Genomic DNA, 20,637 nt, shown 5'->3' with positions numbered 1-20,637 from the left:
TCCGGCCAACGCTGCGCACGAGGAAGGGGAGCCCCGGAGGGCTCCCCTTCAGTTGCTGCGATGCGGTGGCGAATGCGCTGGCTCCGGCTAAACGAGCCCGCGCTTGACTCCGTCGACGAACGCGGCCCAGGTGGTGCTGGAGAAGGTGAAGGCGCCGTGGGTGGGTGCCTTGCTGTCACGGACGGCGGTGGAGTGGGCGGTGAGGGGGAGGGTCTCCACGCACTGGGCGTTGCCTCCCTCGCTGTAGCTGCTCTTCTTCCAGCCGTGGGCCGGGAGGTCGGTGTGCGTCATCCGAGGTGGCCGGTCTTGAGGGCTTCCATGAACACGCCGAAGGCGTCGGCGGACGCCGGGACGAGTCCCCGGGTGTGGTCCTTTGAGTCACGGAAGGCGGTGATCCCGGGGACGGCGGCAACCTCTACGCAGTTGTTGCCGCCATTGGAATAGGTGCTCTTGGTGAACACGGCGGTGCTGAGGTCGCTCTGGGTCATCATGTGTAGTGATCCTTGATCGTGTCGGAGATCAACCTTCGGGACGCCTCGGTGTCGAGGGCTTCGGTTCGAAGGTAATTGAACCCAGTCTCGTAGCGCCCGATGTCCCCATCGTCCTCCAGATAGAGGGAGGTTGTCATCGGCTCAACCACGACGACTGGGGAACCAGCCGTGAAGTACAGGATGTGGAACGCCCCATCGACTGCGGCATGCGCTCCGCGGCTGAACGGGAGGATCTGAAGACTGATGTTCCGCTGATCCTCGCTGAGATCGAGCAACCGCTGGAGCTGGCCCTTCATGACCGCCTTGCCGCCTACCTCTCGGCGCAGTGCTGCCTCATCGAGAATGCACCAGAGCTGAAGGGGAGGGTTGCGCGTGAGGACGTGCTGCCGGGCCAGTCGGAGTTCCACGAAATTGGCGATATCGCGGCGCGTCTGCCATTGCCTGCTGCGCTCGACAATCGCGTGGGCATAGGGCTCGGTCTGTAGAAGTCCTGCCACCACAGGCGCGTACGTTTCTACCCGTATGGCCAGATCTTCAAGGTGCAGATACTCGGCGAACGGATCCGAAACCGGCCCCGTGTACTCGCGCAGGACATTCGCCCGCCGACTGGACGCCGCGAGGGACGCGAGCTGCCGCAGCTCCTGCTTCTTCGTCTCGCTGGTCACTTCGTAGGCGTTGAAGAAGCCGTCCAGTTGGCTCACCGGAACGCGCTGCTTGCCCAGCTCGATCTTGCTGATCGCTGAGGCGCCCGACATGCCGAGGCGTTCGGCGGCCTCGGTCGTGGTGAGTCCCGGCCTACGCCCTTCGTGATCCGGTCGTTCCGCACTCAGTCGCAGGCTTCTGAGCGCGAGCCCGAGGCGCCTGCGGTGCAGGTTGGGCAAGGCGTCCGGCATCTTGTGGGACCTCCTCGTCTGAATGGCCAGCCTACCCGGGGGGTTTGCTGTGGCATATGCCAATTGCCCTCCTTGGGGGGAAGTTTGGCGAGACGACTTGCGAGACAATTTTCTAGCACACAGCATGGTCTCGGTGTCGGGCTCTCTGGCTTCCCGTCGAGCCGATGCCTGCTCAACCCCCCACTCACTAACGATGTTTGCCTTGGAGGCGTCGCATGGACATGCGTACGATCGAGGCCCCCCGAGCTGCCCGTTGGCCTCTCAAGTCGCTCGCTCCGCAGACAGTTGCAAACGTGCGGCGTGACGCGCGGCAGAGGGTCTCCGCCTGGGGCTATGAGGCGGATGACGCCGAGCTGGTCGTGTCGGAACTGCTGGCGAACGTGGTCCGGCACGCGGGCGGCCGATGTGTGCTCGCGGTGGCGTTCCGGTACCGCGAGATCCTCGTCACCTGCGCCGACCGATGCCCTCGGCCTCCCATGCTCCGGGAACCCGACTGGGAAAGCCGCACCGGCCGTGGCCTCCAGCTCATCGCCAACCTTTCCGTCGACTGGGGCTGCGAGCCCATGAAGGGCGGAAAGCGGGTGTGGGTCCGACTGGCGGCAGTCCCCGTGCCGCCGCCGGAGGTCACCGTGCGAGAGGACCTGAGCCGTGCCCTGCGTGGCGAAGCCCCCGTCCGAGTCATCGAACGCTGCTGGTTCGGCTGCGGTCGCGCCCATACTCCCGGTGTCCTGACCGGCGTCGCGTCCTCCGACTTCGGTGAGTCGCAGATGTTCGCGTGCACGAAATGCGTCGGTCGGCTCTCGACCTGGATCCGCGAGGACGTGGTGAACAGGGACGCCCAAGGGCTGACGGCTCGATAGCCCGGTGGTGGGGGGTGCCCCGGGTGACAAAGCGACCCCCCGGTCGTTGGACACCTCATCACCAGCCAACTTCCCAAGGAGACGTGGCGTTCATGGCCGCCATCTGCCCCAATTGCCATCATCCGGAGGCAATCGCGTATCTCGTCAACGATGAGGGGATCCACCCCTTCCCCTGCCTGGAGTGCAACTACGGCACGACCCACTCCCGGCATCAGGTGATCCTCTCGGGTGCCGCCGCCTGCGGCACCGCCGGCTGCCACGGCTCGGTGGCCGACGAGTACACGTACAACGCCAAAGGGCGCTTGATCCGGCTGAGTCGGCAGCGGTGCCGACTCTGCGGAGGACATCAGACAAGGGAGGTCAGCTATGCCAGAAGTCCGGCAAAACGTCCCGTGCCCGACCCCCGGCTGTAGCGGATCACGGGCCGATGTCTACCTCACGGACGACGACGGCCGCATCATCGCCCGCACCGGAAGTGAACCGTGCGGCACCTGCGGCAACTGACCCCGGCCGACCCGGCCTTGCCCACCCCCTCCCCAGGGCGACAGCCAAGCCCCCCACCCCCACCCCCCTCTGAAACTTCTTTCCCCTCCTTGCAGAAGTCTTGCAGCAACCCTTTCTTCACAGATACGGTCACGCGAACACTCGGCACCGCAGCCGCGCCCCGCCGGACAGGCCGGTCGGCAAGCGCCCCGAGGTGCAACCGGGGTTCCCTCAGGGCACCCCAGAGCCGCCGCCCGCCGTAGCCGCAAGGAAGCGCAAGGAGTCCACGCCCGTGAGAACGAGAGGCCCGGCGCCCCGCACGCGCCGCACCAGCCCCCGTGGCAGACGGATCGCGCCCGTCGCCGTCGCCGCCCTCGCCGCCACCCTCCTCACCCCGCTCGCGGCACGGGCGGACAGCCCGCCCCCACCCCCCTCGGACAAGAAGCTCGCCGCCGAACCCACCCGCCACGACCTCACCCGCGAGCAGTTCTACTTCGTGCTCCCGGACCGGTTCGCCAACGGCGACAAGGGCAACGACCGCGGCGGACTCACCGGCACCCGGCTGGCCACCGGCTACGACCCCACCGACAAGGGCTTCTACCAGGGCGGCGACCTCAAGGGCCTCACCCAGAAGCTGGACTACATCAAGGGCATGGGCACCACCGCCATCTGGATGGCGCCCATCTTCAAGAACCAGCCCGTGCAGGGCGTCGGCGCCGACGCCTCCGCCGGGTACCACGGCTACTGGATCACCGACTTCACCCAGGTCGACCCGCACTTCGGGACCAACAAGGACCTGGAGACCCTGATCGACAAGGCCCACGACAAGGGCATGAAGGTCTTCTTCGACGTCATCACCAACCACACCGCCGATGTCGTCGACTACGAGGAGAAGTCCTACAACTACCTCTCCAAGGGCGCGTTCCCGTACCTCACCAAGGACGGCCAGCCCTTCGACGACGCCGACTACGCGGACGGGAAGAAGAAGTTCCCGGCGGTCGACAACGACTCCTTCCCCCGCACCCCCACCGTTCCCGCCGCCAAGAAGAACCTCAAGATCCCCTCCTGGCTCAACGACCCCACCATGTACCACAACCGGGGCGACTCCACCTGGGCCGGGGAATCCGCCACCTACGGCGACTTCGTCGGCCTGGACGACCTGTGGACCGAGCGGCCCGAGGTCGTGGCGGGCATGGAGAAGATCTACCAGCGGTGGGTCAAGGACTTCGACATCGACGGCTTCCGGATCGACACCGTGAAGCACGTCAACATGGAGTTCTGGACCCAGTGGGCCACCTCCCTGGACGCCTACGCCGCCAAGCAGGGCCGGGACGACTTCTTCATGTTCGGCGAGGTCTACTCCGCCGACACCTCCATCACCGCCCCCTATGTCACCGAGGGCAAGCTCGACTCCACCCTCGACTTCCCCTTCCAGGACGCGGCCCGCGTCTACGCCTCCCAGGGCGGCAGCGCCCAGAGCCTCGCCTCGGTCTTCGGCGACGACTACAAGTACACGACCGGCATAGCCAACGCGTACGAGTCGGTCACCTTCCTCGGCAACCACGACATGGGCCGGATGGGCACCTTCCTGAAGCAGGACGACCCCGGCGCCACCGACGCCGAACTCGTCAAGAAGGCCAAGCTCACCAACGAGTTGATGTTCCTCAACCGCGGCAACCCGGTCATCTACTACGGCGACGAACAGGGCTTCACCGGCAACGGCGGTGACAAGGACGCCCGCCAGACCCTCTTCGCCTCCCAGGTCCAGGACTACCTGGACGACGACATCCTCGGCACCGACCGCACCCACGCCACCGACTCCTACGACACCAAGGCCCCCCTCTACCGGCAGATCAGCGACCTCGCCGCCCTCCGCAAGGCGCACCCCGCCCTCGCCGACGGCATCCAGACCGAGCGCTTCGCCGCCGACGGCCCCGGCGTCTACGCCGTCTCCCGCACCGACGCCAAGTCGGGCACGGAGTACGTCGTCGGCTTCAACAACGCCGACGAGCCGAAGACCGTCAGCTTCCCGGTCGAGTCGCGGAGCATGGCGTACAAGGGGATCTACGGCACCACCGCCACCGCCACCTCCACCGGGGACGCGCGCCTCACCGTCACCGTCCCGGCCGGGTCGTCGGTCGTCCTGAAGGCGGCTTCCAGGCCCGCCGCGCCCGCTGTCAAGCCCACTATCACCCTCAAGGCCCCGGCCCCCGGCGCCACCGGCACCGTCGAGCTGACCGCCGATGTCTCCGGCGGCGGCCTCAACCGGGTCGTCTTCGCCGCCCAGACCGGCACCGGCAAGTGGCAGACCCTCGGCACCGCCGACCACGCCCCCTACAAGGTCACCCACACCGTCCCCAAGGACACCCGCCCCGGCACCGCCCTGCGCTACAAGGCCGTCGTGGTCGACGCCTCCGGCCGGACGGCGAGTGCCACCGCCGCCTCCAGCAGCGGCACCCCGCCCGTCGTGAACCCCCCGACGGCCACCTCCCGCGACTACGCGATCGTCCACTACAAGCGGCCCGACGGGAACTACCAGGACTGGGGCGTCTACGCCTGGGGCGACCTCGCCGACGGCGAGTCCACCACCTGGCCCGACAGCCACCCCTTCACCGGCCGCGACGCGTACGGCGCCTTCGCCTACATCAAGCTCAAGCCCGGCGCGACCAATGTGGGCTTCCTCGTCATCGACAAGGACGGAAACAAGGACGTCTCCGTCGACCGTTCCATCGATGTGAGCGAGACCGGGGAGATCTGGATCGAGCAGGGCAAGCCGGAGGTCGTCACCGAGCGGCCCGAGTACCCGGCCCAGGACAAGACCAAGGCCGTGTTCCACTACAACCGCGCCGATGGGAACTACGACGGCTGGGGGATGCACGTCTGGTCCGGTGCCGCCCAGCCCACCGACTGGGCCCGGCCCCTGATGCCGGTCCGCACCGACTCCTACGGGGCCGTCTACGAGGTGCCGCTCGCCGAGGGCGCCACCAGCCTCAGCTACATCCTCCACAGGGGAGATGAGAAGGACCTCCCGAACGACCAGGCGTTGGACCTGACCGCCAACGGGCATGAGGTGTGGATGCTGAACGGGCAGGAGAAGTATCTGCTCCCGCAGTCCGCCGGGTCCGCCGCCGCCCTCGACCTCACCACCTCCAAGGCGATCTGGATCGACCGGAACACCGTCGTCTGGAACGCCGCCGACACCGCCGCCTCCACCCAGCTCCTCACCTCCCGCACCGGCTCCCTCAAGGCCGAGGGAGGCGTCCTCACCGGCACCGACACCAAGGTGCTGCGGCTGCGGAAGACCACCCTCACCGACGCCCAGAAGGCGAAGTTCCCGCACCTCAAGGACTCCACCGCCTGGGCCGTCGATCCCCGCGACCGGGACAGCCTGCGCATCCGCGAGGCCCTGCGCGGCCAGGTCGTCGCCGCCCAGCGCAACGCGTCGGGCGCCGCCCTCGCCGCCACCGGCGTCCAGCTCGCCGGTGTCCTGGACGATGTCTACAGCGGCGCCGCCACCCGGGCCGCCCTCGGCCCGGTCTTCCGCAACGGCCGCCCCACCCTCGCCGTGTGGGCCCCGACCGCCCAGTCCGTCGCCCTCGAACTGGACGGCCGCACCCTGCCCATGCGCCGCGACGACACCACCGGCGTCTGGTCCGTCACCGGCTCCCCCTCCTGGAAGAACAAGCCCTACCGGTACGTCGTCCAGGTCTGGGCGCCCAGCGTCCGCCAGGTCGTCACCAACAAGGTCACCGACCCCTACTCCCTCGCCCTGACCGCCGACTCCGAGCGCAGCCTCGTGGTCGACCTGGGGGACCGCTCCCTCCAGCCGCGCGGCTGGTCCACCCTGAAGAAGCCCGAGGCCGTCCCCCTCAAGGACGCCCAGATCCAGGAACTCCACATCCGCGACTTCTCCGTCGCCGACCGCACCGCCGCCGACCCCGGCACCTACCGCGCCTTCACCGACAAGGACAGCGACGGCTCCAAGCACCTGAAGAAGCTGGCCGAGGCAGGCACCTCGTACGTCCATCTGCTGCCCGCCTTCGACATCGCCACCATCCCCGAGCGTCGCGAGGACCAGGCCACCGTGGGCTGCGACCTCGCCGCCCTGCCCGCCGACTCCGAGCGGCAGCAGGAGTGCGTGAGCGAGATCGCCGCCAAGGACGCCTACAACTGGGGGTACGACCCCTACCACTACACGGTCCCCGAGGGCTCCTACGCCACCGACCCCGACGGCACCGCCCGGACCGTCCAGTTCCGCGAGATGGTGCAGGCGCTGAACGAGGACGGCCTCGGGGTCGTCATGGACGTCGTCTACAACCACACCGCCGCCTCCGGGCAGGCCAAGACCTCCGTGCTCGACCGGATCGTCCCCGGCTACTACCAGCGGCTCCTGGCCGACGGTTCCGTCGCCAACAGCACCTGCTGCGCCAACACCGCCCCCGAGAACGCCATGATGGGCAAGCTGGTCGTGGACTCGGTGGTCACCTGGGCCCGGGACTACAAGGTCGACGGCTTCCGCTTCGACCTCATGGGCCACCACCCCAAGGCCAACATGCTCGCCGTCCGCGAGGCCCTGGACGCCCTGACCCTCCAGAAGGACGGCGTCGACGGCAAGAAGATCATCCTGTACGGCGAGGGCTGGAACTTCGGCGAGATCGCCGACGACGCCCGCTTCGAGCAGGCCACCCAGAAGAACATGGCCGGCACCGGCATCGCCACCTTCTCCGACCGGGCCCGGGACGCGGTCCGCGGCGGCGGCCCCTTCGACGAGGACCCCGGCGTCCAGGGCTTCGCCTCCGGCCTCTACACCGAGCCCAACCCGGCCGCCGACAACGGCACCCCCGCCGAGCAGAAGGCCCGCCTCCTGCACTACCAGGACCTCATCAAGGTCGGCCTGTCCGGCAACCTCGCCGGCTACCGCTTCACCGACACCGCGGGCAGGGACGTCAAGGGCTCGGAGGTCGACTACAACGGGGCGCCCGCCGGATACGCGGCGGCCCCCGGCGACGCCCTCGCCTACGCCGACGCCCACGACAACGAGACCCTCTTCGACGCCCTCGCCTTCAAGCTCCCCGCCACGGTGAGCGCCGCCGACCGGTCCCGGATGCAGGTCCTCGCCATGGCCACGGCCGCCCTCTCCCAGGGCCCGGCCCTCTCCCAGGCGGGCACCGACCTGCTCCGCTCCAAGTCCCTGGACCGCAACTCCTACGACAGCGGCGACTGGTTCAACGCCATCCACTGGAACTGCGCCGACGGCAACGGCTTCGGCCGGGGCCTGCCGCCCGCCGCCGACAACCAGCCCAAGTGGCCGTACGCCAAGCCGCTGCTGACCTCGGTCGGCGTGGGCTGCGAGCAGATCACCGCCACCTCGGCGGCCTACCAGGACCTGCTGCGCATCCGCACCACGGAAGCGGACTTCTCCCTCGGCACCGCCACCGCCGTCCAGCAGAAGCTCTCCTTCCCGCTGTCCGGCACGCAGGAGACCCCCGGCGTGATCACCATGCGTCTCGGTGACCTGGTGGTCGTCTTCAACGCCACCCCCGACACCCAGGAGCAGCGGATCCCCGCCCTCGCCGGGCAGGACCACCGCCTCCACCCCGTCCAGGCGTCCGGCTCGGACCCGGTGGTGAAGCGGGCCGCGTACGACCGGGAGAACGGCACGTTCTCGGTACCGCCGAGGACCGTCGCCGTGTTCACCGGATGACACGGCCGAAGCGGCGCAGGGGGCACTGGATCCACCGGTGCCCCCGTCCGCCGTACCCGTCCTAGGACGCCAGCGCGATCAGCCGGGCCACCAGGTCGGTGAACGGACCGTCGGACGGCTCGCCCTCCAGGGCCCGGCGCATCAGCGCGGCCATCTCCGCGTCATGGGCCGCGCTGATGGCCGCCAGCGCGGCGAAGTCGTGCACGAGCTGGACCTCCAGCTCCTCGCGCGGGATCCGGCGGCCGTCCAGCCAGATCAGGGCGGTGGATTCGGCCAGCGACACCCAGGAGCGGACGACCAGTTCCAGCCGCGCGGGCGGATCGGTGACCCCGAGATGCGCCAGGATCTGCTCGTAGGCGGCCTGCCGTACGGAGTCGATCAGCGCGTTGGTGGTGGAGGAGCCGACCGCCGGGCCGCCCCGCATCAGGGCGGAGAACCCGGGGCCGTGATCGTCCACGAAGTCGAAGTAGCGGCGCATCACCCGCAGCAGCCGGGCGCCGAGCGGCCCCTCGTGCGGCTCCACGAACCGCTCCGCGAGATCGTCCGAGGCCCGCTTCAACGCGGCCTCGTAGAGGCTGAGTTTGCCGGGGAAGTAGTGGTAGACGAGGGGGCGGGAGATCCCCGCCGCCGACGCTATCTCGTCGATCGAGACCTCGTCGGGCGAGCGTCGGCTGAACAGTTCGAGCGCGACGCCGATCAACTGCTCACGCCGCTCCTCGACACCCATTCGACGGCGAACCCCGGTAGACATACGAACACCTTACCGATCGGTTCCGGCCGTGAACGGCCAGGTTCGACCAAGAGTGATGCACACCGGGTTCCGGCCGTCCGCCGTCTCACAGATCCAGCACCAGCCGCTCCCCGCGCGCCCGCGACACACAGAGCAGCATCAAGCCGCCGTCCCGCTCCCCGTCCGTGAGCAGTTCGTCCCGGTGGTCCACCTCGCCCGCGAGCACCCGCTGCCGGCAGGTCCCGCAGAACCCCTGCGCGCACGAGTACGGGGTGTCCGGCAGCGCGGCCCGCACCGCCGCCAGCGCCGTGGTCCCGGCCGGGACCTCCACCGTCCGCCCGCTGCGCCGCAGTTCCAGGGTGAAGGCGGCGCCCGCCCCGGCCGAGGCGGGGGGCGCGAACCGCTCCAGCTTCACCCCCGGGAAGCGCTCCGCCACCGCCGCCATCAGCCCCTCCGGGCCGCAGCAGTACACCTCCGCCCCGTCCCCGGCCCCGGCCGCCAGCGCGTCCAGGTCCGGCCGCCCCGACTCGTCCCCGGCCACCACCGTCACCCGCTCCGCCCCCAGCGCCTCCACCTCCGCCAGGAACGGCATCGACGCCCGCGACCGCCCGCAGTACAGCAGCCGCCACTCCGTGCCCGGCGGCAACGCCCGCACCATCGGCAGCAGCGGGGTGATCCCGATCCCGCCCGCCACGAACACGTACTCCGCCGCCCCCGGCACCAGCGGGAACCGGTTGCGCGGCCCCCGCACCGCCACCTCCGCGCCCGGCGCCAGCTCCTCGTGCACCTCCCGCGAACCACCCCGCCCGTCCGCCACCAGCCGCGCCGCGACCGTGTACGCCGAGGTGTCCGCCGGGTCCCCGCACAGCGAGTACTGCCGCACCAGACCGGACGGCAGCAGCAGATCCAGATGCGCCCCGGGCTCCCAGCGCGGCAACTCCCCCCGCCCCTCCAGACGCAGCCGCACGACCCCGTCCGCGACCGTCTCGCGCGCGGTCAGCCGCAGCCGCAGCGCCCGGGTGCGGGGGCGGCCCGAGGTCGGCTCGGCCAGCGCGGGCAGCGGCCACAGCGGCGACCGGCGGATCCGCTGCCGCAGCGCCCGCCGGGCCAGTACCGCCGCGCCCGCGACCACCACGGCCGTCCGCAGCCCCGCCATCAGAGCGCCTCCCTGCGCCGCTCGGCGGCCAGGGCCGCCGGGGAGGCCGCCAGATAGGCCACCGCCTGCGCGGTCGACGCCTCCTGGGAGGGGTGGTAGGCCCGGTTGAGATAGCGGGGGATCGAGCGGACCAGCGCGCCCGTCGAGGGCAGCAGCCCGCGCCGCCCCCGGTCGTGGAAGTCCCGGAAGCTCGCCCTCCCGTCGATCAGCGTCGGATCGTTCGCCATGAAGAACCGCGCCCCCCGCTGCCACAGGAACACCAGCGCCGAGAACGCCAGCGCCCAGGTCCGCACCCGGCGCCGGTAGCCGCCGTCGACATGCAGGAACAGCTCGAACGCCACCGACCGGTGCTCGACCTCCTCCGCGCCGTGCCAGCGCAGCAGATCCAGCATCACCGGGTCCGCGCCCCGCCGGTCCAGCTCCGGCGCGTTGAGCACCCAGTCGCCGAGGAACGCCGTGTAGTGCTCGATGGCCGCGATCAGCGCCACCCGCTCCATCAGCCACCAGCGCCGCGACCGCCCCGGCGGCAGCGTCCGGTCCCCGAGCAGCTTCTCGAAGAACCAGTCGACCTGAGCGGTGTACGGCGTCGGATCGAGGCCGAGTTCCCGCAGATGCGGCAGCACCTCGTCGTGCGCCTGCGCGTGCGTGGCCTCCTGCCCGATGAACCCGATGACGTCCTCGCGCAGCCGCTCGTCCCGGATGTAGGGCAGCACCTGCTTGTAGACATGCACGAACCAGCGCTCACCGGCGGGCAGCAGCAGATGCAGCACATTGATGGTGTGCGAGGCGAAGGGGTCCCCGGGCACCCAGTGCAGCGGGGTGCCCTCCCAGGAGAACGACACGTTCCGCGCCGTCAGCGCGGTCCGCTCGGAGTCGATCGGCTCGGGCCGCCGGACCTGCTTATTAGACATGCCGTCAATTTACTGAAGGGTAAGGGGGTGGGGGAACCCCTCGCACGCGCCGGGATTCCCCCACCCCCACAGGGCCATGCACCTAGCGCAGCGCCTCGATCGTCCGCCCGTCCGCCAGCGTTCCCTTCAGCGCCGCCTGCGTCCCCTCCTCGGTGCGCACGGCCAGCAGATTGCCCTCCGCCGACGCCTTCACCCCGCCGCTGGTCTCGATCGACGCCGTGTCCCGGCCACCGGCCGCCAGCAGATACCAGGCCCCGGCCTCCGACTTCCACAGCACCCCGGCCAGCACCTGGGGCTCCCGCGCCCCGCACCCCGGCACACTCTCCCCCTTCGCCGCGACCGCCCCGTACGTCCCGCCCGGGGTGTGGAACTGGGCCAGCACCCGCTCGCCGCCGCCCCGCCAGGTCTCCGCCCGGGTGCACACCCAGGACGCCGTACCGCCGCCGTCCGGCAGCTCCTGCTCCGCGTAGCTCCACGCGTTCACCGTGCGCACCCCCTGCCCCTGCACCGCCGCCAGCGAACAGGCGTACGACGACCAGGTGTGCAGCGCCTCCGCGCCCGAGGCGTCATGGACCGCGCCGGGCCGCCCGGTGGTGAGCCGGGCCGGGACCAGCTCACCGAGGTCGGAGGCCAGTCGGGTGCCGTCGTCGGTGGTGAGCTGGAGGACGTTCCAGGAGGTGCAGGCGCCGGGCCGGGTCGCGGGGCCGGCCATCGGCGAGGTCACCCCGTCCGTCACGGTCAGCTCCATCGCGCCGGAGCCGGGCTTGACGAGATCCCGCTCGGCGGCCCCCGTCACCCAGGGCGCGGTCAGATAGCGGACATTGCCGTCGGCCCGGTTCAGCACCACCGCCGTGGCCTCGGCCGCCGTCGCCCCGTCCAGCCGGGCCAGATCCAGCGCCGCCCCCGCCTGCCCGTCCTTCGGCTCGGCGTACCGGGCCAGCCGCAGCCCGTCGTGGAACACCACCAGCCGCGCGTTGTCCACCACCCCCGCGAAGAGCAGTTGCGGGGGTCCGGCGGGGCCGCCGGTCGGGGTGTCCGGGGTCGCCGACACCCGGACCGCCGCACCGGGCCGGGCCCACACCGCGAGCGCCCGGCGCAGCAGATCCGCGTCCCCGGTCAGCTCCCCGCGCGCCGGCCAGACCGTGAAGTCCGTACGGGCCGAGGTCTTCCACGCGGCGGGGGACACCTTCACCACCCGCGACGGATCCAGCGCCGCCTGCGCGGACGGGTTCTGCGCGTACGAGGGGGCGGCGGCGCCGTCCGGGCCCCAGCCGTCACCGGGCAGCCCCAGCAGCGCCCCGCACACCGCCACGGCCGCCGTCGCCGCCAGGGCCGCCCTCAGATGCTGGCGCCGCCGCATCAGATCGGTCGGCCGGGCCTGGAGCGAACAGGGGTCGAACTCCGGGGACTCCAGCAGCGCGTACCGCGCGGGTACGGTGTCGGCCGCGGCCAGCGCCGCGTCCACGTCCGCCTCCTCGACGCCCGCCCCGGTCAGCGCCTTGCGGACCTCGGCGTCCGTCAGCCGCTCCAGGCCGCGCAGCGCGTACACGGCCCGCGCCGGGGCGGACAGCGCCGACAACTGCTGGTCGAGGGCGAGTTCATCGGCCCCGCCCGACCGCGGGAACAGCCGCAGCCCCCACACCTGCGGCAGCACCGGCGGCAACTGCGCCCGCTTCGGCCACGCCCGCCGCCGCAGCGGCAGCCCCGCCTCCAGCGCCGTCCGCAGCACCCGCAGCCGGACATACGCGTAGCCCGGGTCGCCGTCGCGGCCACCCGTCGACTGGGCCGGGATCACCGGGGCGGCGGCCCGGCCGCGCGGCAGCGCCCGCTGCACCAGCGCGTGCGCGCCGAGCACCCGGCGGCCCCGGCTCAGATCCGGCGGCAGGACCAGATAGGCCAGCCGCACCAGCCGCGGATAGTGCTCGACGAGCGCGGCCTCGGCCTGCTCGACATCGACGACGGGACCGCCGGAGGCGGCGGGCGTGGGGCGGGGGGCGACATCCTGTGACTGCACGCCCGGCAGAACGAGCGGCACGGCGGTTGGTCACCGGAGCGCGGATTGAGCGCGGGGCGCCCGGCGTCCGTATCCGAGGACGGCACTGGTCCGCGCAGGCCCACCGGAGGACGAGATGACGTTGACCCGATCGATGCCCGCCCTGGGCGCCGCCGTCGCGGGAGTGGTCCTGCTCGCCGGGTGCGGCGGCTCCGGCGACGGGGCCCGGGAGGCGGCCGTGCCCGAGACGGCGACCGGCAGCCTGGAGCGCCTCGCGGCCGAGGTGCGCTGCGCCCCCGACATCCAGACCGACGCCGACGAGATCCGCCAGGCCCTCTGCGAGAACGGCGACGGGACGTTCGTCCTCGCCACCTTCGCCACCGACCGGGGCCAGCGCGAATGGATCAACGGCGCCAAGGACTACGGCGGTCACTATCTGGTCGGCCGCAAATGGGTGGCGGTGGGGGAGACGGAGACGGTGCACGCCCTGCGGAGCACGCTGGGCGGGGAGCTGGAGGAGGGGACGGATCACAGCGTGCACTGAGCGGCGAACGACACTGAGCGGCGAACGGCAGCGGGCGAAAGAGAGAAAGCGGGCGAAAAAGAGAACCGGCGGCGGGAATTCCCGCCGCCGGTTCTCCGCTGCTGCTCCGCGTTACTGGCAGCGCCTGCCCTGGTTGATGCAGTTGACCATTTTCTTCATCGTCTTGGTGGAGAAGAAGTTGATGAAATCATTGTGGTCGGTGATCGGTTTGTGCAGTTGTTCGGGGAACGAGTCGACCGCGAAGGGATTCTGTACCGTCCCGTTCTCGATCACCGGGGTCGGTACGTCGTAGACCAGCCGCACCTGGAGCTGCGGGATCGCCTTGAAGCCATTGGCGCAGCGGCCGTCGGCGCCGACGAACGCCACATGGGTGCGGTGGTTGGCGCTGTCGATGTTCTGCCCGTCCCAGCAGGACTGGAAGTTGGACAGCCGCACCACGTCGCTGCCCTCGGGGCACAGCGGGTACTTGTCGGTGAGTTGCCGGTCCTCGAAGCCGGTGCAGGTCCAGGAGGTGTTGGCGTTGGCGAGGCCGTTGACGAACGCCTTGGCGTCACCGGTGATGATCCGCAGCGCCTTCGGCATCGCGACCACCGGGCCGGTGCGGTTGCCGACGAACTTCAACTGGGCCTGCTCCGCCTCCAGGATGCGGCCGGCATTGCCCTCGGTACCGCCGCCGGCGGCGTTCTGGTCGAAGTCCTGGGTGCCGTCCTGGAGCCGCAGCACCGGCCAGAAGTAGGAGGAGCGGTCGCTCTGGTTGCGGCAGGTGGTCTCGGCGTTCGCGAGGTCGTCGTCGCTGGCGAAGGCGTCGTTGCTCTGGTTGCCGACGTAGTCGTGGAGGTGGTGGGCGCCGTTGGTGACACCCGGGGCCACGATCACATTGTCGGTGTTGTGGTTGTCGTTGGAGTTGGTGCCGCACTTGGTGGTGAAGCTGCCCTTCGAGCCGCTCCGGCCGTTCGCGGCGAGCCCGTTGGGCAGATTGCGGGAGTTGGGCTGGACGGTGGTGATGTCCTGGAAGTCGGCGGCAACCGGGCCGTTGCCGCCCTGACCGCCGTTGCCCGGCGGCTGCTCCTGCCCGCCGTCCTGGCCGCCACCCTCCTGGCCGTCACCGCCGTTGTCACCGCCGTTGTTGTTGCCGTCGCCATTGCCGCCGCCATCGGTCGGCTGGGGCTGTTCGGCGGGGGTGCCGGTGCAGCCGGCCAGGTTGTCCAGCTCGTCGGAGGCGCTGCCACCGGCCCGGTTGATCTCCAGTTTGATCCGGTCGATCAGCACCTTCCTGCGGTCCTTCAGCGGCTGGAGGATGGCGTTCTGCACATAGGAGGCGTCCTGCGCCTGGGCGTCCCGGGTGCTCGCCAGCGTCTGGTACGCCTCGGTGATCTGCTGGTCCATCGAAGCCAGCTCGCCGTCCACCTCCCCCCGGGCCGGGTCCGGCACCTCGGACAACTGCTGGCCGACGTCCGGGCAGTCGATGGTGGCCACCTGCGCGGGCGCCGACCTCGTCCGGTTCTGCCAGTTGTTGCCGTCCTCGTGCGCCGAGGCGTAGAAGTTCGCCCAGATCAGCCCGCCCCCACCGAGCGCTAGGGCCACCGATGCGGCGACGGCCTTGGTGGCCAGCGGCGTACGGCGTTTTCGTGTGTTGCGTCCCATGGAACTCCTCTGAATTCCTTGCGGGGCATCGAGGCGCCCGACAGGAGTGAAGCGGCGCCCATCCATACGCAGGGCGCCCCAGAGGTGTTCAGCCGTCCCGGGAATTGGTGCGAGATACGTGGCGCAATTCCGTACCAACGGTCTTATCCGGTAAATCGCGCGAGGATTTCCGCTTCCCTCTCCGGGGCCAGGCCCACCGCCGGGCGGTCCGGGCGCTGCGGGGCGGTGCCGCCGAGGGAGCCCAGCCAGGCCCAGGTGTCGGCGACGGTCTCCGTCACCGGACGGCAGCGCAGCCCCGCCGCGAGCGCCCGCCCCACATCGGCGCCGTGCAGCGCGTCGTGCGCCTCGGTGCCGGGCGGCACCCAGACCGGGAGCTGCGTCCACGGCTCGACCCCGGCGTCCAGCACCACCTGCGGCTCGGTCCAGCGCAGGGCGGCGTCCGACCCGGTCGCCGCCACGCACGCCTCCAGCAGCCCGCCCATGGTGGTGTGCCCCGACGGCGACATCAGGTTGTACGGCCCGCCGAGCCCCGCCGCCACCGCGTCCAGCGTCCAGACGGCGAGATCCCGTACGTCGATGAACTGGAGCGGCAGCTCCCTCGGCCCCGGCGCCAGCACCGGCCCGCCCCGGGCGATCCGGGTCAGCCACCACGGCAGCCGCCCGATGTTCTCGTACGGCCCGAGGATCAGCCCCGAGCGGACCAGCAGGGCGTGTGCCGCCCCGAACTCCGCGACCGCCGCCAGTTCGCCGCCCCGCTTGTCCCGGGCGTAGTCGGTGCGGTCGGCGTCCGCCGCGGCGCCCTCGACGGTCGGGGCGTCCTCGGTGTACCCGGCGGGCGGCGCCCACGCGTACACCGAGCAGCTCGACACATACGCGTACCGTCCGGCCCGGCCCCGCAGCAGCCGTGCCGCGTCCCGCACGGCCCGGGGCGCCGCCGCCCAGGTGTCCACGACGGCGTCCCAGGTGCCGGGGGCGTCGGCGAGGGCGGCCAGTCCGCCGGGGGCGGTCCGGTCGCCGTGCAGGGACTCGACGCCGGGCGGGGGCGCGTGGCGTCCCCGGTGGAAGACCGTCACCTGCCAGCCCCGGCCCAGGGCCTCCGCCACCACGGCCCGACCCGCGAACTCCGTCCCGCCCAGCACCAGAAGTCTCATGGCGCCGACTCTGCCCGGTGGGGCGGGGGAAGGGAACGGGACTTGGCCGACGGCAGATCCGAGCCAGATGTGCGGCGGGTCAGCGGTGGGTCAGCGGTGGGTCGGCGGGGTGTACTTGTAGCCGACCCGCCGGACCGTCTGGATCGCCTTGCGGTGCTCGGCGCCCAGCTTGCGGCGCAGCCGGGCGACATGGACGTCGACCGTCCGCCCGTCGCCGACATGGCCGTACCCCCACACCGTGGTGACGAGCTGGTCGCGGGTGTGGACGCGGTGCGGGTGGGAGACCAGATGGGCGAGCAGCTCGAACTCCAGGTAGGTGAGGTCGAGTTCGGCCCCGGCGACCAGCGCGGTGCGGCGCACCGGGTCGATCCGGATCAGCGGCTCGGGACCGGCCGCCACCGGTGCCGGGTCGGGTGCCGCGAGCGGTGCCGCGGGCGGTGCGTCGGGCACGGCGACCGGCAGGAAGGGCGGCTGCTGGTCGGCCGGGACGAGCAGCAGGTATCCGACCATCGGGGGCTGGCCGGGCAGCGCGGGCAGGGCGTGCGCCGGGGCGGGCAGCCAGGTGGCGCCGGGCGGCAGCAGCTCCGCCGGGGCGGGCACCTCGTCCCGGTCGACGGCACGCAGCCGGTGCCGGGTGGCGGGAGCGAGGGTGGTGGAGGAGAGAGGGCGGGGCAGTGGAGCGGGATTCGCCATGAGAGGTCAGCTCTTTCGCGCGAGTGGGTCCGTCGGGGACGTACGTCGTGTCGCGCAGGCCGGGGGCCGGGAAGTACGGCGTCAGCGGGCCGGCGCGGTCAACGCGCGGCAACACACCCGGTCGAAGTCGTCATGCTGACGGGACGGCCAGAAGGGCTCCAGGTCATGGCGGCCCGCGTCGTGACGACCCGAGGCGCTGGGGTTCCGGAAGCTGGCCATGGGCCCATTGAAGCAGATACCCCGGCTCACGAGGACCCTCCTCTCACGGCTCGGACAGCGACGCGTCCGAAAAGCAGACGGTGTGCCGGGGACGTTCGCCGTCGCGTGGAGCGGTGTTTGGCGAAACGATTCCTACTGCTCCGACTCCCCGGTCGGCCGGAACGCCCCGAGGGGCGCCCACCGGTGTGGTGGGCGCCCCTCGGGCCGAGGATCGCGCGATGGCGGGAGCCGGGCGAGGCCGGGAGAGCCGGGGTCGCCTCGGCGGGTGCCCCGGTGCCCCGGTGCCCCGGTGCCCCGGTGCCCCGGGTGCCCCGGGGGTGCCGGGGTCGCCAGGGGAGTCGGCGGGGCCGGACGGGACCGGTGGGGCCGACGGGACCGGCGGGGCCGGGCGGCTCGGTGGCTCAGACCTGTCCGGCCTTCTCCAGCGCCGAGCAGCAGGTGTCGACCAGCAGCCGGGTCACCACGTACGGGTCGACGTTGGCGTTGGGGCGGCGGTCCTCGATGTAGCCCTTGCCGTCCTGCTCGACCTGCCACGGGATGCGCACCGAGGCACCGCGGTCGGAGACGCCGTAGGAGAACTTGTCCCACGGGGCGGTCTCGTGCAGGCCGGTGAGGCGGTCGTCGATACCGGCGCCGTAGTTCTTGACGTGGTCCAGCGGCTTCGAGCCCTCGCCGAGCGACTCGCAGGCGGTGATGATCGCCTCGTAGCCCTCGCGCATGGCCTTGGTGGAGAAGTTGGTGTGGGCACCGGCGCCGTTCCAGTCGCCCTTGACCGGCTTGGGGTCGAGGGTGGCGGAGACACCGAAGTCCTCGGCGGTGCGGTAGAGCAGCCAGCGGGCCACCCAGAGCTGGTCGGAGACCTCCAGCGGGGCCAGCGGGCCGACCTGGAACTCCCACTGGCCGGGCATGACCTCGGCGTTGATGCCGGACAGGCCGAGCCCGGCCTTGAGGCAGTTGTCCAGGTGCGCCTCGACCACATCGCGCCCGAAGATCTCATCGGCGCCGACACCGCAGTAGTAGCCGCCCTGCGGGGCCGGGAAACCCCCCTCGGGGAAGCCCAGCGGACGGGCCCCGTCGAAGAAGGTGTACTCCTGCTCGATGCCGAAGATCGGCTCCTGGGCGGCGAACTTCGCCGAGACCTCGGCCAGCGCGGCCCGGGTGTTGGAGGAGTGCGGGGTCAGGTCCGTGTTCAGGACCTCGCAGAGCACGAGGATGTCGTCGCCGCCGCGGATCGGGTCCGGGCAGGTGAAGACCGGCTTGAGCACCCGGTCCGAGGCGTGGCCCTTGGCCTGGTTGGTGGAGGACCCGTCGAAGCCCCAGATCGGCAGCGCGTCCAGACCGGCGGGGGCACCCGCGATGATCTTCGTCTTGGAACGCAGCTTGGCCGTCGGCTCGGTGCCGTCGATCCAGATGTACTCAGCCTTGAAGGTCACGGGTCTCATCCTTCGGGTGGTCCGGCCGCGAGGCGGATCCGGTCGCGATGCGGGTGCGGCGCTGCGGCACTGGGGCGCCGCGGGTGCTGCCGGAAGCCTGTCAACAGGCGATTTCCCGATCATTGCCCCAATGTGAACCCCGTGTTACCCGAACGGCCGTCCGTCCTCCGGTTCCGCCGCCGCCTCCCGGACGCCGGTCAGGAAGCCGCGGATGGCCGCCAGCTCCCGTTCGTCGTAGCCGTCCAGCAGTGTCACCGCGCGCCCGATCAGCGGCCCGAAGAAGGCCCGGCCCAGCTCCACCGCGCTCTCGTCGACCCGTACGACCACCTGGCGCCGGTCCCGCTCGCCGCGCTCGCGCCGCACGTGCCCGGCCCGCTCCAGGCGGTCCACCAGCGCGGTCGTCCCGGCGGAGTTCAGCCCGAGCGCGGCGCCCAGCTTCCCGGCGGTCAGTTCCTCGTCGGCGCGCCGGGCGTCCATCAGCACGATCAGGGCCCGGACGTCGGTCGGATGCATACCGTTGCGGCTCGCGAACCGGGCGCTGCGCAGCCCCAGCTCGACGGTCACGGCCCGCAGCAGATGGACGATCTCCATCCCGGCCGGTTCGGATTCCATCGAGCCCCCTTATTATCTCGTTGAGCGAGATTATTGATGAGTGAGAGATGACGGGACGCTCGCATGATAGGGGGCCGCGATGAGAAGCGGTGACGGCGGCAGGGCGCGGAACGGATACGACCGGTACCGCTTTCTGCGGGCCTATGACACGGTCCTGGCCCACTGGCCCGCCGACCGTGAGACGACCGAGGTCGGCACGGAGTACGGGACGACCTGCGTCCACCGCTGCGGCCCGCGCGACGCCCCGCCGGTGCTGCTGCTGCCGGGCGGCGGGGCGACCTCCGTCTCCTGGTTCGCGCAGGCCGCCGAACTGGCCCGCACCCACCGGGTGCACGCGGCCGACCTGATCGGCGACCCCGGCCGCAGCGGCACGTCCGCCGACCGCCCCGTCCGGACCGTCGCCGATCTGACGGCCTGGCTCGACGCCCTGCTCGACGGACTGGGCATCACCGCCCCGGTGGCCCTCGGCGGGCACTCCTACGGTGGCTGGATCGCCCTGCACTACGCGCTGCACGCGCCCGCGCGCGTCGACCGGCTGTTCCTGCTCGACCCGACGCAGTGCTTCGCCGGGTTCCGGCCCGCGTATCTGCTGCGCGCGCTGCCGATGCTGCTGCGGCCCGCGCCGCGCCGGGTGCGGGCCTTCCTGGAGTGGGAGACCGGGGGAGCGGGGCTCGACCCCGACTGGCTCGCCCTCCAGGAGGCCGCCGCCGGTTTCCCCGCCGCCCGCCCGGTGACCGGCCCCCGCCCGGCGGCCGGTGCGCTGCGCGCGCTGGACCTGCCGGTCCTGCTGCTCCTGGCCGGGAACAGCAGGGCCCATGACGCGGTGAAGGTGGCGGCGCGGGCGGGGGAGGTGCTGGCACGGGCCGAGACGGTGGTGGTGCGGGGGGTGTCCCACCATGCCCTGCCGCATCGGGCTCCGCCTGGGGTGGGGCGGAGGGTTGGGGGGTTTTTGAGGGGGGTGGGTGGGGGTGCTGGGGGGTCTGGGGGGTCTGCGGTGGCTGGGGGTGCCTGAGGTGTCTGGGGGGCCGAGGGTGCCTGAGGTGTTTGGGGAGTCTGGAGGGGCCTGGGATATTTGAAGGGGCCTGAGGGGGCCTGAGGGGGCCTGGGGGCGTCTGGGTGC

The 20,637-nt window shown here is 71.5% G+C and carries 17 protein-coding genes; 5 read left to right on the top strand and 12 right to left on the bottom strand.

What is annotated here, in order from left to right; genetic code table 11:
• Positions 1 to 87 precede the first annotated feature (87 nt).
• Genes AB0O01_RS03420 through AB0O01_RS03410 form a run of 3 tightly spaced genes read right to left on the bottom strand, consistent with a single transcriptional unit; the run spans position 88 to position 1,384 of the window.
• Positions 88 to 291 (bottom strand): DUF397 domain-containing protein, encoded by a 204-nt coding sequence (locus tag AB0O01_RS03420; RefSeq protein ID WP_365310582.1) that lies wholly within the window; start codon positions 289 to 291, stop codon positions 88 to 90.
• Positions 288 to 491: a DUF397 domain-containing protein gene (locus AB0O01_RS03415; RefSeq protein ID WP_365310580.1), complete on the bottom strand. Its 204-nt coding sequence runs from the start codon at positions 489 to 491 to the stop codon at positions 288 to 290. Before AB0O01_RS03415 ends, AB0O01_RS03420 begins: the two co-directional genes overlap by 4 nt.
• Complete coding sequence (locus AB0O01_RS03410; RefSeq protein WP_365310578.1) at positions 488 to 1,384, bottom strand: helix-turn-helix transcriptional regulator; 897 nt, start codon at positions 1,382 to 1,384, stop codon at positions 488 to 490. The genes AB0O01_RS03415 and AB0O01_RS03410 overlap by 4 nt, the downstream gene beginning before the upstream one ends.
• 215 nt (positions 1,385 to 1,599) lie before the next feature.
• On the opposite strand from AB0O01_RS03410, the gene AB0O01_RS03405 reads away from it, so the two are divergent.
• The 3 genes from AB0O01_RS03405 to pulA all read left to right on the top strand — a co-directional run bounded on the left by AB0O01_RS03405 (position 1,600) and on the right by pulA (position 8,431).
• Entirely contained in the window at positions 1,600 to 2,244 is a 645-nt protein-coding gene (locus AB0O01_RS03405; RefSeq protein ID WP_365310576.1) for an ATP-binding protein, read from the top strand.
• Positions 2,245 to 2,336: 92 nt separating this feature from the next.
• Positions 2,337 to 2,657 carry a hypothetical protein gene (locus AB0O01_RS03400; RefSeq protein ID WP_365310574.1) on the top strand — a complete coding sequence of 107 codons (321 nt, stop codon included), beginning with the start codon at positions 2,337 to 2,339 and terminating at the stop codon, positions 2,655 to 2,657.
• A 362-nt stretch (positions 2,658 to 3,019) separates the two neighbouring features.
• Positions 3,020 to 8,431 (top strand): pullulanase-type alpha-1,6-glucosidase, encoded by a 5,412-nt coding sequence (pulA, locus tag AB0O01_RS03395; RefSeq protein ID WP_365310572.1) that lies wholly within the window; start codon positions 3,020 to 3,022, stop codon positions 8,429 to 8,431.
• A gap of 61 nt (positions 8,432 to 8,492) precedes the next feature.
• Here pulA and AB0O01_RS03390 read toward each other — a convergent pair whose 3' ends face one another.
• The 4 genes from AB0O01_RS03390 to AB0O01_RS03375 form a co-directional block, all read right to left on the bottom strand.
• Positions 8,493 to 9,182, bottom strand: coding sequence for a TetR/AcrR family transcriptional regulator (locus tag AB0O01_RS03390; protein ID WP_365310570.1), 690 nt, complete (start codon positions 9,180 to 9,182; stop codon positions 8,493 to 8,495).
• An 85-nt stretch (positions 9,183 to 9,267) separates the two neighbouring features.
• Positions 9,268 to 10,317 (bottom strand): PDR/VanB family oxidoreductase, encoded by a 1,050-nt coding sequence (locus AB0O01_RS03385; protein ID WP_365310568.1) that lies wholly within the window; start codon positions 10,315 to 10,317, stop codon positions 9,268 to 9,270.
• A complete protein-coding gene (locus tag AB0O01_RS03380) occupies positions 10,317 to 11,228 on the bottom strand; it encodes a metal-dependent hydrolase (protein ID WP_365310566.1) in 912 nt (303 codons plus the stop codon). Before AB0O01_RS03380 ends, AB0O01_RS03385 begins: the two co-directional genes overlap by 1 nt.
• A gap of 82 nt (positions 11,229 to 11,310) precedes the next feature.
• Complete coding sequence (locus AB0O01_RS03375) at positions 11,311 to 13,242, bottom strand: hypothetical protein (protein WP_365310564.1); 1,932 nt, start codon at positions 13,240 to 13,242, stop codon at positions 11,311 to 11,313.
• Positions 13,243 to 13,357: 115 nt separating this feature from the next.
• On the opposite strand from AB0O01_RS03375, the gene AB0O01_RS03370 reads away from it, so the two are divergent.
• Positions 13,358 to 13,765 (top strand): hypothetical protein, encoded by a 408-nt coding sequence (locus AB0O01_RS03370; RefSeq protein ID WP_365310562.1) that lies wholly within the window; start codon positions 13,358 to 13,360, stop codon positions 13,763 to 13,765.
• A gap of 111 nt (positions 13,766 to 13,876) precedes the next feature.
• Here AB0O01_RS03370 and AB0O01_RS03365 read toward each other — a convergent pair whose 3' ends face one another.
• The 5 genes from AB0O01_RS03365 to AB0O01_RS03345 form a co-directional block, all read right to left on the bottom strand.
• Positions 13,877 to 15,409: a DUF1996 domain-containing protein gene (locus AB0O01_RS03365; protein ID WP_365310559.1), complete on the bottom strand. Its 1,533-nt coding sequence runs from the start codon at positions 15,407 to 15,409 to the stop codon at positions 13,877 to 13,879.
• Positions 15,410 to 15,552: 143 nt separating this feature from the next.
• On the bottom strand, positions 15,553 to 16,560 hold the full coding sequence (locus tag AB0O01_RS03360; RefSeq protein ID WP_365310556.1) for an SDR family oxidoreductase: 1,008 nt from the start codon (positions 16,558 to 16,560) through the stop codon (positions 15,553 to 15,555).
• A gap of 90 nt (positions 16,561 to 16,650) precedes the next feature.
• Positions 16,651 to 17,253 carry a winged helix-turn-helix domain-containing protein gene (locus AB0O01_RS03355; RefSeq protein ID WP_365310554.1) on the bottom strand — a complete coding sequence of 201 codons (603 nt, stop codon included), beginning with the start codon at positions 17,251 to 17,253 and terminating at the stop codon, positions 16,651 to 16,653.
• 620 nt (positions 17,254 to 17,873) lie between these two features.
• Positions 17,874 to 18,905 carry a glutamine synthetase gene (gene glnII / locus AB0O01_RS03350; RefSeq protein ID WP_365310552.1) on the bottom strand — a complete coding sequence of 344 codons (1,032 nt, stop codon included), beginning with the start codon at positions 18,903 to 18,905 and terminating at the stop codon, positions 17,874 to 17,876.
• Positions 18,906 to 19,049: 144 nt separating this feature from the next.
• Positions 19,050 to 19,517: a helix-turn-helix domain-containing protein gene (locus AB0O01_RS03345; protein WP_365310550.1), complete on the bottom strand. Its 468-nt coding sequence runs from the start codon at positions 19,515 to 19,517 to the stop codon at positions 19,050 to 19,052.
• A gap of 79 nt (positions 19,518 to 19,596) precedes the next feature.
• Between AB0O01_RS03345 and AB0O01_RS03340 the strand changes: the two genes are divergently transcribed.
• The gene (locus tag AB0O01_RS03340; protein WP_365310548.1) at positions 19,597 to 20,529 is read left to right on the top strand and encodes an alpha/beta hydrolase family protein; all 933 of its coding nucleotides are present in this window, start codon (positions 19,597 to 19,599) and stop codon (positions 20,527 to 20,529) included.
• Positions 20,530 to 20,637 lie beyond the last annotated feature (108 nt).

It is taken from the genome of Streptomyces sp. NPDC093252, assembly GCF_040683675.1.
In the GTDB taxonomy this organism is placed as follows: Bacteria; Actinomycetota; Actinomycetes; order Streptomycetales; family Streptomycetaceae; genus Streptomyces.
The sequence above is the reverse complement of the archived record's forward strand: the minus strand, read 5'-3'. Positions and strand labels throughout refer to the sequence as shown.

Excerpts from the sequence above, each read along its gene's own strand:
- AB0O01_RS03420 (WP_365310582.1), bottom strand. The coding sequence starts at position 291 with ATGACGCACACCGACCTCCCGGCCCACGGCTGGAAGAAGAGCAGCTAC.
- AB0O01_RS03415 (WP_365310580.1), bottom strand. The coding sequence starts at position 491 with ATGATGACCCAGAGCGACCTCAGCACCGCCGTGTTCACCAAGAGCACC.
- AB0O01_RS03410 (WP_365310578.1), bottom strand. The coding sequence starts at position 1,384 with ATGCCGGACGCCTTGCCCAACCTGCACCGCAGGCGCCTCGGGCTCGCG.
- AB0O01_RS03405 (WP_365310576.1), top strand. The coding sequence starts at position 1,600 with ATGGACATGCGTACGATCGAGGCCCCCCGAGCTGCCCGTTGGCCTCTC.
- AB0O01_RS03400 (WP_365310574.1), top strand. The coding sequence starts at position 2,337 with ATGGCCGCCATCTGCCCCAATTGCCATCATCCGGAGGCAATCGCGTAT.
- AB0O01_RS03390 (WP_365310570.1), bottom strand. The coding sequence starts at position 9,182 with ATGTCTACCGGGGTTCGCCGTCGAATGGGTGTCGAGGAGCGGCGTGAG.
- AB0O01_RS03385 (WP_365310568.1), bottom strand. The coding sequence starts at position 10,317 with ATGGCGGGGCTGCGGACGGCCGTGGTGGTCGCGGGCGCGGCGGTACTG.
- AB0O01_RS03380 (WP_365310566.1), bottom strand. The coding sequence starts at position 11,228 with ATGTCTAATAAGCAGGTCCGGCGGCCCGAGCCGATCGACTCCGAGCGG.
- AB0O01_RS03370 (WP_365310562.1), top strand. The coding sequence starts at position 13,358 with ATGACGTTGACCCGATCGATGCCCGCCCTGGGCGCCGCCGTCGCGGGA.
- AB0O01_RS03365 (WP_365310559.1), bottom strand. The coding sequence starts at position 15,409 with ATGGGACGCAACACACGAAAACGCCGTACGCCGCTGGCCACCAAGGCC.
- AB0O01_RS03360 (WP_365310556.1), bottom strand. The coding sequence starts at position 16,560 with ATGAGACTTCTGGTGCTGGGCGGGACGGAGTTCGCGGGTCGGGCCGTG.
- AB0O01_RS03355 (WP_365310554.1), bottom strand. The coding sequence starts at position 17,253 with ATGGCGAATCCCGCTCCACTGCCCCGCCCTCTCTCCTCCACCACCCTC.
- AB0O01_RS03345 (WP_365310550.1), bottom strand. The coding sequence starts at position 19,517 with ATGGAATCCGAACCGGCCGGGATGGAGATCGTCCATCTGCTGCGGGCC.
- AB0O01_RS03340 (WP_365310548.1), top strand. The coding sequence starts at position 19,597 with ATGAGAAGCGGTGACGGCGGCAGGGCGCGGAACGGATACGACCGGTAC.